Source organism: Flavobacterium lacisediminis (genome assembly GCF_025909975.1).
GTDB classification, from domain to species: domain Bacteria; phylum Bacteroidota; class Bacteroidia; order Flavobacteriales; family Flavobacteriaceae; genus Flavobacterium; species Flavobacterium lacisediminis.
Map to the genome: position 1 here is coordinate 24826 of NZ_JAPCIO010000002.1, position 12837 is coordinate 37662.

The 12837-nt window shown below is 34.0% G+C and carries 9 protein-coding genes and 1 tRNA gene; 8 read left to right on the forward strand and 2 right to left on the reverse strand.

What is annotated here, in order from left to right:
- Positions 1 to 66: 66 nt before the first annotated feature.
- Positions 67 to 137, forward strand: a tRNA-Gln gene (locus tag OJ995_RS02675).
- A 120-nt stretch (positions 138 to 257) separates the two neighbouring features.
- On the opposite strand, the gene OJ995_RS02680 is transcribed toward OJ995_RS02675, so the two are convergent.
- A complete protein-coding gene (locus OJ995_RS02680; RefSeq protein ID WP_264368038.1) occupies positions 258 to 1082 on the reverse strand; it encodes a universal stress protein in 825 nt (274 codons plus the stop codon).
- Positions 1083 to 1252: 170 nt separating this feature from the next.
- On the opposite strand from OJ995_RS02680, the gene rimP reads away from it, so the two are divergent.
- From rimP to infB, 3 genes are read left to right on the forward strand one after another with little or no spacing between them, the layout of a single operon-like run.
- Positions 1253 to 1720 (forward strand): ribosome assembly cofactor RimP, encoded by a 468-nt coding sequence (gene rimP / locus OJ995_RS02685; protein ID WP_264368435.1) that lies wholly within the window; start codon positions 1253 to 1255, stop codon positions 1718 to 1720.
- Positions 1721 to 1733: 13 nt separating this feature from the next.
- Complete coding sequence (nusA, locus tag OJ995_RS02690; protein ID WP_264368039.1) at positions 1734 to 2975, forward strand: transcription termination factor NusA; 1242 nt, start codon at positions 1734 to 1736, stop codon at positions 2973 to 2975.
- A 48-nt stretch (positions 2976 to 3023) separates the two neighbouring features.
- Complete coding sequence (infB, locus tag OJ995_RS02695; RefSeq protein ID WP_264368040.1) at positions 3024 to 5855, forward strand: translation initiation factor IF-2; 2832 nt, start codon at positions 3024 to 3026, stop codon at positions 5853 to 5855.
- A gap of 61 nt (positions 5856 to 5916) precedes the next feature.
- On the opposite strand, the gene OJ995_RS02700 is transcribed toward infB, so the two are convergent.
- Positions 5917 to 6306 carry an SPOR domain-containing protein gene (locus OJ995_RS02700; protein WP_264368041.1) on the reverse strand — a complete coding sequence of 130 codons (390 nt, stop codon included), beginning with the start codon at positions 6304 to 6306 and terminating at the stop codon, positions 5917 to 5919.
- A gap of 216 nt (positions 6307 to 6522) precedes the next feature.
- Between OJ995_RS02700 and OJ995_RS02705 the strand changes: the two genes are divergently transcribed.
- Genes OJ995_RS02705 through OJ995_RS02720 form a run of 4 tightly spaced genes read left to right on the forward strand, consistent with a single transcriptional unit; the run spans position 6523 to position 12829 of the window.
- Positions 6523 to 7791, forward strand: a complete 1269-nt coding sequence (locus OJ995_RS02705) for a c-type cytochrome (RefSeq protein WP_264368042.1) — start codon at positions 6523 to 6525, stop codon at positions 7789 to 7791.
- A 32-nt stretch (positions 7792 to 7823) separates the two neighbouring features.
- Entirely contained in the window at positions 7824 to 10859 is a 3036-nt protein-coding gene (locus OJ995_RS02710) for a TAT-variant-translocated molybdopterin oxidoreductase (RefSeq protein ID WP_264368043.1), read from the forward strand.
- 31 nt (positions 10860 to 10890) lie between these two features.
- A complete protein-coding gene (gene nrfD, locus OJ995_RS02715; protein WP_264368044.1) occupies positions 10891 to 12300 on the forward strand; it encodes an NrfD/PsrC family molybdoenzyme membrane anchor subunit in 1410 nt (469 codons plus the stop codon).
- 4 nt (positions 12301 to 12304) lie between these two features.
- Positions 12305 to 12829 (forward strand): DUF3341 domain-containing protein, encoded by a 525-nt coding sequence (locus OJ995_RS02720; protein ID WP_264368045.1) that lies wholly within the window; start codon positions 12305 to 12307, stop codon positions 12827 to 12829.
- Positions 12830 to 12837: the final 8 nt, after the last annotated feature.

The following is a 12837-nucleotide window of genomic DNA, read 5'->3' on the forward strand; positions in this document are numbered from 1 at the left end:
GAAAAATTTGCAGAATAAAAAATATACATTACATTTGCACTCGCAATCGAAAAGGTTGTTAGGTATTGGCCCATGGTGTAATGGTAACACTCCGGTTTTTGGTACCGTCATTCAAGGTTCGAGTCCTTGTGGGCCAACAAAACTCCGCTTAGAAATAAGCGGAGTTTTTTATTTTATACAAGTGGTTAATCTAGTGCTAGTTATTCATAAAAAAAGACCACAATTGTGGTCTTTTTTTATGAATAAAAATCTTAAAATTAGATTTTAAAAGTAATAACGGGTCTTTTAGCGTGATTTACTAAATCTTCACTAATACTTCCGTTGAAGAAGTGTGATAAACCTTTTCTTCCGTGTGTACTCATTCCAATAATATCAGCATCAATGCTTTTCGCAAAATGTAAAATACCTTTTTCAACATTTACATCATTGTAAATATGAGTTGAATAGTTGTCTACTTTGAAGTTTGCAATAAATTCGTCCATTTGCTTTTGAGCTACTTTAGTAGACTTAAAGTTGTTTGGAGTATTGATGTTTGCTAAATAAAGGTGAGAGCCAAATTTGTTAACAAATTCAACTACTTTTTCAAATGGTTTTTTGATTTCGTCTGAAAAGTCTGAAGCAAATACAAATTTAGAAGCATTGAAAGTTTCTTCTTCTCTTTTGATAACTAATACAGGAACATCAGAATTTCTTACTACTTTTTCTGTGTTAGAGCCAATAAACATTTCTTGGAAACCATTTGCTCCGTGAGATCCCATGACAATTAAATCGGCATTATGAGCTTCTCCGTTTTTAATAATTCCTTCGAAAGCCATTTCAAATTGAATAATTCTTGAAATTTTAACTCCGTCTAAATAATCGGCATCCATTAATTCATCTAATTTAGCTACGGCTGCATTTTTGAAAAACATCAGTTCTGGTATGTCGTGAGCTCTTGAAACAGCGTCATTTCCAGTTGTTGGTAATTCTAACATGTGTAGTAAAAAAATCTCTCCGTCATTCTTTTTGGCGATTTGTGCTGCAACTTTTAATGCGTATTCTGCGTGTTTTGAAAAATCGGTTGGTACTAAAATTCGTTTCATAAGTTTGTTTTAGGTTATTTTAATGGTGTAAAATGAATTACACCATAAAAGTACAAAAAATATCCAAACTGACAATCTTTTTTTTAATTCAAAAAAATTTGTATATTTGCATCGTTATTAAAGGACTAAGGATTATGAGGCACGCACAGCGTGCCTCTTTTTATAAAAATATGACATTTAAAAATAAAGTTCAAGAAGTATTGGATGCGGCATTGGCCGAGCGTGAACATCTTTTTTTGATTGATTTATCTATTAATGAAGCTAATAAAATTAGTATTATTTTAGATGGTGATTTTGGTGTAAATTTGCAGGATTGTATCGATGTTAGTAGAGCAGTTGAAAATAATTTAGATCGAGAAGAACAAGATTTTTCTTTGGAAGTTGCTTCAGCTGGCGTTTCAAGTCCATTAAAGTTAGTAAGACAATATAAGAAAAATATTGGTAGAACTCTAAAAGTTAAAACCATTACATCGGAAGAAGTTGAAGCGAAATTGACGATAGCTGACGATGAAAAAATTACTTTGGAGTGGCAGGCTCGTGAGCCTAAAAAAATTGGAAAAGGAAAAGAAACAGTTGATAAAAAACTGGAACTTCCTTACGAGAATATAAAAGAAGCAATTGTTATAATATCATTTTAAATAAAGAGTTGACATGGAGAATATTGCATTAATCGAATCGTTTTCAGAATTTAAAGACGATAAACTCATCGATAGAGTTACACTAATGGCAATTTTAGAAGATGTATTTAGAAATGCATTGAAAAAGAAATACGGATCTGACGATAATTTCGATATCATCATTAATCCTGACAAAGGGGATATGGAGATTTGGAGAAATCGTGTTGTGGTTGAAGATGGAGAAGTAGAGGATCCTAATTCTGAGATTTCTTTGTCTGAAGCAAGAAGAATTGAACCTGATTTTGAAGTGGGTGAAGATGTTTCTGAAGAAGTAAAATTAATTCAATTAGGAAGAAGAGCTATTTTGGCATTACGTCAAAACTTAATTTCTAAAATTCATGAGCACGATAACACAAATCTTTACAAACAATTTAAAGATTTAATTGGTGATATTTATACTGCAGAAGTGCATCATGTTCGTCCAAAAGCTGTAATTTTGATGGATGATGAAGGGAATGAAATTGTTTTGCCAAAAGAAAAACAAATTCCAAACGATTATTTCAAAAAAGGAGATAATGTAAGAGGTGTGATTGAAAATGTTGAATTAAAAGGTAATAAACCTCAAATCATCATGTCAAGAACTGCTCCAGAATTCCTTGAAAAATTATTCGAACAAGAAATCCCTGAAGTATTTGATGGTTTAATCACTATCAAAAAAGTAGTTCGTATACCAGGTGAAAAAGCTAAAGTAGCGGTAGATTCTTATGATGATAGAATTGATCCTGTTGGAGCTTGTGTAGGTATGAAAGGTTCTCGTATTCATGGAATTGTACGTGAATTAGGAAACGAAAATATCGACGTAATTAATTATACAACAAATGCTCAGTTATATATTACTAGAGCTTTAAGTCCTGCAAAAGTTTCTACCGTTAAAATTAACGAAGAAGCTAAAACCGCAGAGGTGTTCTTAAAAATTGAAGAAGTTTCTAAAGCTATTGGTAGAGGTGGGAATAACATCAAATTAGCGAGTTTGTTAACAGGTTACGAAATTGATGTTATCCGTGAAGGTATTACAGAAGAAGAAGATGACGTGGAATTAAGAGAATTTTCTGATGAAATCGAGGCTTGGGTAATTGAAGAATTTGAAAAAATCGGTTTAGATACAGCTAGAAGCGTATTAAATCAAGATGTTGCTGACTTGGTAAGAAGAACTGATCTTGAAGAGGAAACTATTTTAGATGTAATGAATATATTAAAAGAAGAATTAGAAGGATAATTCTTTAACCAAACAACACAACAATACAAAGAATTTTAAAAAGGTTATATGTCTGAAGAAAGAGTAATAAGAATAAACAAAATTTTAAGGGAGTTAAATATTTCTCTTGATAGAGCTGTGGATTTTCTTAAAGAAAAGGGTCATGAAATTGAGTCAAGTCCAAATGCTAAAATATCACAAGAGGAATACAAAGTCTTATGCGGTCAATTTTCTGCTGACAAAGGGAATAAGGTAGCCTCTCTTGAAGTGAGTGAAGAAAAAAGAAAAGAGAAAGAGGCGCTTAAACGCGAACTAGAAAAAGAACAAGAAGCAAAGCGTTTGCAGGAAGAAGAGCGTCAAAGACAAGAGATTATCAAAGCTAAAGCAGTTTTATCTGCTCCAAAAGCAGTTGGTAAAATCGATTTAGATCCTAAAAAACAAGAAGTTAAGTCTGAAAAGCCAGTTTCTGAAGAAAAACCTGTTGTTAAAACAGAAGAAAAACCAGTTGTAGCAGAAGAAAAACCAGTTGTTGAGAAAACTCCAGAGCCTGTTAAAACTGAGGTTAAGGAAGAAATTCCAGTGGTTAAAAAAGCTGAAATTGTTAAGCCTGATAAAGAAGTTGAAGTAAAAGCAGAAGCCTCTTCAGAGGAAGCTGCAGAAGAAAAAATTGAAACGCAGTATCAAAAACTTTCTGGAGCTACATTTACAGGTCAAAAAATTGATTTATCTCAATTTGAAAAACCTAAAAAGAAAAAAGAAGATCCTAAAAAAGATATTAAAAAGCCAGGAACTCCTCAAGCACCAAATGCTGGTGGGGCAAATGCTGCTAATAATAACAATAAAAACAAACGTAAACGTATTATTAAACCTGGCGGACCTGGAGCTCCTGGAGCAAACAATAACGCTGGCGGACCTAAGAAAGAGTTTGTTAAAGGAGGATCAGCTGGAGGTGGATTTAATAAAGGTAAAAAACCAATTATTCAAAAGGTAGAGCCTTCTGAAGAAGACGTTAAAAATCAAATTAAAGAAACTCTTGAAAGATTACAAGGAAAAGGTAATAAATCGAAATCGGCAAAATACCGTAGAGATAAAAGAGATTCTCACCGTCAACGTGTTGATGATGAATTACAAGCACAAGAAGAAGGAAGTAAAACATTAAAAGTAACAGAATTTGTTACTGTAGGTGAAATTGCATCTTTAATGGATGTGCCTATTACAAAAGTAATCGGAACATGTATGTCGCTTGGAATCATGGTTACGATGAACCAACGTTTAGATGCAGAAACATTGTCTATCGTTGCAGATGAGTTCGGATTTGAAGTTGAATTTATTACAACTGATATTGAAGAAGCTGCTGAAGTAGTTCAAGATAATCCAGAAGATTTAGTACACAGAGCACCAATTGTTACCGTAATGGGTCACGTTGACCACGGTAAAACCTCTTTATTAGATTATATTCGTAAGGCAAATGTTATTGCAGGTGAATCAGGAGGAATTACACAACATATTGGAGCATACGGAGTAATTTTAGAAAATGGCGAAAAAATCACATTCTTAGATACACCAGGTCACGAGGCGTTTACCGCGATGCGTGCACGTGGAGCTCAAGTTACGGATATTGCTATTATCGTAATTGCTGCGGATGATGATATCATGCCACAAACAAAAGAAGCAATCAGTCACGCGCAAGCTGCTGGTGTTCCTATGATTTTTGCTATTAATAAAGTAGATAAGCCAGCGGCTAATCCAGAAAAAATTAAAGAGCAATTAGCTGGAATGAATTTATTAGTTGAAGATTGGGGTGGTAAATACCAATCACACGATATTTCTGCTAAACAAGGAACTGGTGTTTCAGAATTATTAGAAAAAGTATTATTGGAAGCAGAAGTTTTAGAGCTTACTGCAAATCCAAAAAAACCTGCGCTTGGAACGGTTGTTGAGGCTCAGTTAGATAAAGGAAAAGGATATGTTTCTACTATTTTAGTACAAGCAGGAACACTTCGTATTGGAGATTATGTGTTAGCTGGAAAAAATCATGGTAAAATTAGAGCCATGTTTGACGAAAGAGGACATCAAATCAAAGAAGCAGGTCCATCAACTCCGGTATCTGTATTAGGTTTAGATGGTGCACCAACAGCGGGTGATAAATTTAATGTTTACGAAGACGAAAGAGAAGCAAAACAAATTGCATCTAAACGTACACAATTACAACGTGAGCAATCGGTTCGTACGCAAAAACACATTACGCTTGCTGAAATCGGTCGTCGTATTGCATTAGGACAATTTAAAGAATTGAATATTATCCTTAAAGGAGACGTTGATGGTTCTGTTGAAGCATTATCGGATTCATTCTCTAAATTATCTACCGAAGAAATTCAAATCAACATTATTCATAAAGGAGTTGGAGCAATTACTGAATCTGACGTATTGTTAGCTTCTGCTTCCGATGCAATTATTATCGGATTTAACGTTCGTCCTCAAGGAAATGCAAAACAATTAGCAGAAAAAGAAGAAATCGATATTCGTAACTATTCAATTATTTACGACGCAATTGATGACTTAAAAGATGCAATGGAAGGAATGTTGTCTCCTGAGATGAAAGAAGAAATCACAGGTACAGCCGAAATTAGAGAAATTTTCAAAGTTTCTAAAGTGGGAACTATTGCAGGATGTATGGTAACTGATGGTAAAATCTTTAGAAATTCTAAAATACGTTTAATTAGAGAAGGAGTTGTAATTTACACTGGTGAATTAGCTACTTTAAAACGTTTCAAAGACGATGTTAAAGAAGTTTCTAAAGGATACGATTGTGGTATGCAGATTAAAAATTACAACGATATTCGTGAGTATGATTTAATTGAAGGATTCCATGAGGTAGAGGTTAAGAAAAAATTGAAATAGTTCAATTATAGACAATAAAAAAGCCATTCAAATGAATGGCTTTTTTATTGTTCTTTATTTTTTAATTTGATGGTTTGATGATTAAAGCAGTAGGGTATTTTTTCTTTATGTCAAGCATTACACGTTCTACTTCTATTCTTGTTTTAAAATTGCCAATCCATACTTTATAGTTGGGGCTGTTAAAAATGATAGTGCCATCAAGGTCTTTGAATTCTTTTTTAAATTCTTGTAATTTCTTCTTAGATTCTTCGCTATTTCCGTAAAAAATTTGAATTTTATATCCTTCGTTTAAAAACAAACCAGTATTTAGTTTTCTTTTTTCTTTCAATAGTTGATCGATTTTTGGATCAACTGAAATGTTTGTTTTTCCGTCCTGAGCGTTCGAACTCAAACAAAAAAAAGAAGATAGAATAAAGAAGTACAATAAGTTATGTTTTGATAAATTTTTCATACACAAGTGATTTTAATACAAAAATACAATTTAAGATGATAATAGGATGCTTAAAAATTATTTAGAACAAATATAAATTACATTTTAAGATAAAATTAAGGTTTTAATAATAGTTCGAATATTGTATTTTTGTCGGAGTTTTGAAAAAATAACGTGTTGTTTTTAGATAACATATATCTAAAAGTATACCAAATTAAGTCGATAATCATTTTAAATATGAAAAAGGTGGGTAACCATAAATCGTTTTCAAAGATTTTCTTCAGTGTAGCATTCGTGCTAGTGACTTCTTTATCTGCGTTCTCTCAGGATGCGGCAAAGGGTAAAGAATTATTTAATACCAATTGTGCGGCATGTCATAAATTAGATGCAAAAGCTACGGGTCCAGCACTTCGTGGAGTTGAGGCTAAGTATGACAAAGAATGGTTGTATAAGTGGATAAAGAATAGTGGAGAATTAATCAAGTCAGGAGATGCGCAAGCTGTAAAGGTTTTTGAGGATAATAATAAAGTTCCGATGACTGCATTTCCACAATTGTCAAATGAGGATATTGACAATATTATTGCTTATACTTCTGAGCCAGCTCCTGTTGTTGCTACTCCGGTTCCTGGACCTGATGCAAAAACAGCTACTGATGAATCTGGTGTTTCTAATAATGTTATATTAGGAGTGCTTTCATTAGTAATGATAATGTTAGTTGTTATGTTGTTCTTAGTGAATAATATGTTAACTAAAATTGCTAGTGCTAAAGGATTAGAGGTTGCGCAAAAAGATCGTTCATTAATGAATGTTTTCAGAGCATACGCTAAAAATCAATTCTTAGTATTAGTTTCTGCAATCTTGTTATTGTTGGTTTCTGCTTATTTTGCATACGGATGGATGATGCAAATTGGGGTTGATCAAGGATATGAGCCAGTGCAACCAATTCATTATTCACACAGAATTCATGCTGGTGAAAACGGAATTGATTGTAAATACTGTCACTCTGCAGCAAGAGTTGGTAAACATTCTAACATTCCTTCTTTGAATGTTTGTATGAACTGTCACAAAAACATTAGTGAAGTAGCTGAAACTACTGCAACTGAAGAGCATTCAAAAGCGTTTTACGATGGTGAAATTGCTAAATTATACGATGCTGTTGGATGGGACAAATCGTTACAAAAATATACAGGAAAAACTAAACCAGTTAAATGGGTTAGAATTCATAATTTACCAGATCACGTTTATTTCAATCACTCTCAACACGTAACTGTTGCAGGAGTTGAGTGTCAAACTTGTCACGGTCCAGTTGAAGAAATGGAAATCATGAAACAACATGCTCCATTAACAATGGGATGGTGTATCAACTGTCACAGAGAAACAAATGTGAAAGTAGAAGATAATGCTTACTACAAAAAAATCCATGAAGAACTTTCTAAAAAATACGGAGTATCTCAGTTAACTGCTGCTCAAATGGGAGGTTTAGAATGTGGTAAATGTCACTATTAATAAAATAATTTAAGAAGCTAATATACTATACAATGGCATCAAACAAAAAATACTGGAAAAGTGTTGAAGAACTAAACGAAAATAGTTCTATTGTTGAGACGCTAAGAAACAACGAGTTTGTGGAACCAATTCCGGTTGACCAATTCTTAGGAGATAAAGAATCTTTGTCTGCTTCGTCAACTACTCGTCGTGACTTTTTGAAATATGTTGGATTTAGCACGGCTGCAGCTTCATTAGCAGCTTGTGAAGGTCCTGTTGTAAAGTCAATTCCTTACGTAGTTCAACCAGAAGAAATTATTCCTGGTGTTGCTGATTATTATGCAACAACAATGGCTGATGGTTTTGATTTTGCTAATATTTTAATCAAAACTCGTGAGGGTCGTCCTATTAAAGTAGAGAACAATAATTTAGAAGGAGCAAAAACTGGAGCAAATGCAAGAGTTCACGCTTCTGTTCTTTCATTATATGATAGTTTACGTTTAAAACAACCTAAAATTGCTGGTAAAGATGCAACTTGGGCTGACGTAAACACTAAAGTTAAAGCTAGTTTAGAAGATGCAAAAGCAAAAGGTGGAAATGTAGTAGTGTTAACAAACACCATGGCAAGTCCTTCAACAGATGCTTTAATTGCTTCTTTAGTTGCTAAATATCCAACAACTAAACATGTTGTTTATGATGCAGTTTCTGAATCAAACGCTTTAGATGCTTTTCAAGCAGTTTATGGTGTAAGAGCTTTGGCTAATTATGATTTTTCAAAATCAGATGTTATCGTTTCTGTTGGTGCGGATTTCTTAGGAGATTGGCAAGGAGGAGGTTTTGATGCAGGATATGCTCAAGGTCGTATTCCTAAAAACGGAATGATGTCTAAACATATTCAAATTGAATCTAATATGTCTTTAGCAGGTGCTAATGCAGATGTTAGAATTCCAATGACAGTTGCGCAACAAAAACAATCATTAGCTGATTTATATTATGCTGTTGTAAATGGTGCTCAACCAAAAAATGCTCAAATTGCAAAAGCAGCTAAGCAGCTTAAAGATGCTAAAAACAAAGGTGTTATTGTAACTGGTTTAGATGATGTTAATGCGCAATTAGTAGTTTTAGCTATTAACAATGCATTACAGTCTGAGGCATTCAATCCTTCTGATGCTATCCTTACAAGAAAAGGTGATGCAAAAGCAGTTGCTCAATTAGTAGCAGATATGAAAGCTGGTAAAGTTCACACTTTAATTATGAATGGTGTTAATCCAGCGTATACTTTAGCAAATTCAAAAGATTTCGTAGCAGCTTTAAAATCAGTTAAACTTTCAGTTTCTTTCTCTATGAAAGAAGATGAAACTTCAACTTTAACTTCAATTGCTGCTGCGGCTCCACATTATTTAGAATCTTGGGGAGATGTTGCAATTACTAGAGGTAATTACAGCATTATGCAACCAACTATTCGTCCTTTATTCAATACAAAACAGTTCCAAGAAGCTTTATTAACTTGGACAGACAATACAGTTGCTTATTACGATTTCTTAAAATCTTTCTCAGTTACTTCTTTAGCTGGAAAATCTTGGAATCAAGCAGTTCATGATGGTTTTGTTGCTTCTGTAGCAAGTCCGTTAACTGCAGTTTCTGCTGATTATGCTTCGGCAGCTTCAGCTTTAGCACAATCAAAATCTTCTAACTTCGATTTAGTTTTATATTCTAAAGTTGGAATGGGAGATGGGCAACAAGCAAACAATCCATGGTTACAAGAATTCCCAGATCCTATTACAAGAGTATCTTGGGATAACTATGTGACTATTTCTAAAGCAGATGCTGATGCAGCAGGTGTTAAAAACTGGAATGTGGCTAACGGGGGTTTAAACGGAAGTTATGTTACAATTAAAGCAGGTAACGCTACTTTAGAGAATGTTCCAGCAATTATCCAACCAGGTCAAGCAAAAGGAACTTTAGGTTTAGCTTTTGGATATGGTAAAAAATTAGGATTAAAAGAAGAGATGCAAGTAGGTGTTAATGCTTATGCTTTATACACTAACTTAAACTCGAATCAATCAGCTACTATTACTGTTGTGGAAGGTGAGCATGAATTTGCTTGTGTTCAGTTACAAAAAACATTAATGGGTAGAGGTGATATTATCAAAGAAACTACATTAGAAGTTTTCAATACTAAAGATGCTAAAGTTTGGAATCCTGTTCCAATGGTATCATTAGATCATAAACCAACAGCTGCTACAGAAGTTGACTTATGGGATTCTTTTGACAGAAGTGTTGGTCATCATTTTAATTTATCTATCGACTTAAATGCTTGTACTGGATGTGGTGCTTGTGTTATCGCATGTCATGCAGAAAACAATGTGCCAGTTGTAGGTAAAGATGAAGTTAGAAGAAGTAGAGATATGCACTGGTTACGTATCGACAGATATTATTCTTCTAAAGAAACTTTTGCTGGAGATATCGAATTAAAAGAATCTGCAAGTGGATTAATGAGTTCTATCGATACTTTTGCAAGTATGGAAGATCCTTCAGAAAATCCTCAAATAGCTTTCCAACCTGTAATGTGTCAGCACTGTAACCACGCTCCTTGTGAGACGGTTTGTCCTGTAGCTGCTACATCTCATGGTAGAGAAGGTCAAAACCACATGGCATACAACAGATGTGTTGGTACTCGTTACTGTGCTAACAACTGTCCATATAAAGTAAGACGTTTCAACTGGTTCTTATATAACAAAAATAGCGAGTTCGATTATCATATGAATGATGATTTAGGTCGTATGGTTATCAATCCAGATGTAAATGTACGTTCTCGTGGAGTTATGGAAAAATGTTCAATGTGTATCCAAATGACTCAAGCTGTTAAATTGAAAGCAAAACGTGAAGGTAGAGCTGTAGGTAAGGATGAATTCCAAACTGCTTGTTCTGCTGCTTGTTCAAGTGGAGCTATGAAATTTGGTGATATTAATGATTCAGCATCAGATGTTGCTAAATTAGTAGAATCAGACAGAATGTATCATTTATTAGAGCACATCGGAACAAAACCAAACGTGATGTATCACGTGAAAGTTAGAAACGATAAATAAGTATTAATTAATAGAAACAATATAAAGGATTATGTCGTCTCATTACGAAGCACCCATTAGAAAACCTTTAGTAGTAGGAAGTAAATCTTACCACGATGTAACGGTAGATGTGGCTAGACCTGTAGAAGGTAGAGCAAACAAACAATGGTGGACAGTATTTTCAATTGCATTAGCCGCTTTCCTATGGGGATTAGGTTGTATGATTTATACTGTAACCACTGGTATTGGAACATGGGGATTAAATAAAACAGTAGGTTGGGCTTGGGATATCACCAATTTCGTTTGGTGGGTAGGTATCGGTCACGCCGGAACTCTTATCTCTGCAGTATTATTATTATTCCGTCAAAAATGGAGAATGGCAATTAACCGTTCTGCAGAAGCAATGACGATTTTCTCGGTAATGCAAGCAGGTTTATTCCCAATTATTCACATGGGTCGTCCATGGTTAGGATACTGGGTATTACCAATTCCAAATCAATTCGGATCATTATGGGTTAACTTTAACTCTCCATTATTATGGGACGTATTCGCAATTTCTACGTATTTATCAGTATCATTAGTTTTCTGGTGGACTGGTTTATTACCTGACTTTGCTATGCTACGTGATAGAGCCGTAACTCCTTTTACAAAAAGAGTTTATTCTACCTTATCTTTTGGATGGTCTGGTAGAGCTAAAGACTGGCAACGTTTTGAAGAGGTTTCTCTTGTATTAGCTGGTTTAGCAACTCCTCTTGTACTTTCTGTACACACTATTGTATCCTTTGACTTTGCTACTTCTGTAATTCCTGGATGGCATACCACAATCTTACCTCCATATTTCGTTGCTGGAGCTATCTTTTCAGGATTCGCAATGGTAAATACACTTCTTATCATTATGAGAAAAGTATCTAACCTAGAAGATTATATCACAATCCAACATATCGAATTAATGAACATCGTAATTATGATTACTGGTTCTATCGTAGGTTGTGCATATATTACGGAGTTATTCGTAGCTTGGTATTCTGGAGTTGAGTACGAACAATATGCATTCTTAAACAGAGCAACTGGTCCTTACTGGTGGTCATATTGGTTAATGATGACTTGTAACGTAATTTCTCCACAAGTAATGTGGTCTAAGAAAATTAGAACTAACATTATGGCGTCTTTCATCATTTCAATTGTAGTAAACGTAGGTATGTGGTTTGAGCGTTTCGTAATTATCGTAACTTCATTACATAGAGATTATTTACCATCTTCATGGACTATGTTCCAACCAACTTTTGTTGATGCTGGTATCTATATTGGAACTATCGGATTCTTCTTCGTATTATTTTTATTATATTCTAGAAGTTTCCCTGTAATTGCTCAGGCAGAGGTTAAAACAATCTTAAAAGGTTCTGGAGATAATTATAAGAGAGAAAGAGAACAACACGGTCATAATCATTCAGATAATCATTAATATCATGAGTAATAAAGTAATTCACGCTATATATAATGATGATGATGTTTTAATGGATGCTGTTAAACAAACAAGAGCAGCTCATCATCATATTGAAGAAATTTATACACCTTTTCCAGTTCACGGATTGGACAAGGCTATGGGCTTAGCACCAACAAGACTAGCTATCTGTGCATTTATCTATGGTCTAGTTGGACTTTCAATTTACACTACATTGATGAATTTTGTAATGATAAATGATTGGCCTCAAGATATTGGAGGAAAACCAAGTTTTAGTTATATTGATAACATGCCTGCATTTGTGCCTATTATGTTTGAAGGAACGGTTTTCTTTGCAGCTCACTTAATGGTAATTACCTTTTACATGAGAAGTAAATTATGGCCATTTAAAAAAGCTGAAAATCCAGATGTAAGAACAACTGATGACCATTTTTTAATGGAAGTTGGTGTTCATTGTAACGAAGAAGAATTAGTTTCTTTCTTTACAAGTACTGGAGCAGTTGAAGTTAAAGTTGTAGAAAAGCATTAATAGATAGT

Excerpts from the sequence above, each read along its gene's own strand:
- OJ995_RS02700 (WP_264368041.1), bottom strand. The coding sequence starts at position 6,306 with ATGAAAAATTTATCAAAACATAACTTATTGTACTTCTTTATTCTATCT.
- nusA (WP_264368039.1), top strand. The coding sequence starts at position 1,734 with ATGGAGAATATTGCATTAATCGAATCGTTTTCAGAATTTAAAGACGAT.
- OJ995_RS02720 (WP_264368045.1), top strand. The coding sequence starts at position 12,305 with ATGAGTAATAAAGTAATTCACGCTATATATAATGATGATGATGTTTTA.
- nrfD (WP_264368044.1), top strand. The coding sequence starts at position 10,891 with ATGTCGTCTCATTACGAAGCACCCATTAGAAAACCTTTAGTAGTAGGA.
- OJ995_RS02710 (WP_264368043.1), top strand. The coding sequence starts at position 7,824 with ATGGCATCAAACAAAAAATACTGGAAAAGTGTTGAAGAACTAAACGAA.
- rimP (WP_264368435.1), top strand. The coding sequence starts at position 1,253 with ATGACATTTAAAAATAAAGTTCAAGAAGTATTGGATGCGGCATTGGCC.
- infB (WP_264368040.1), top strand. The coding sequence starts at position 3,024 with ATGTCTGAAGAAAGAGTAATAAGAATAAACAAAATTTTAAGGGAGTTA.
- OJ995_RS02705 (WP_264368042.1), top strand. The coding sequence starts at position 6,523 with ATGAAAAAGGTGGGTAACCATAAATCGTTTTCAAAGATTTTCTTCAGT.
- OJ995_RS02680 (WP_264368038.1), bottom strand. The coding sequence starts at position 1,082 with ATGAAACGAATTTTAGTACCAACCGATTTTTCAAAACACGCAGAATAC.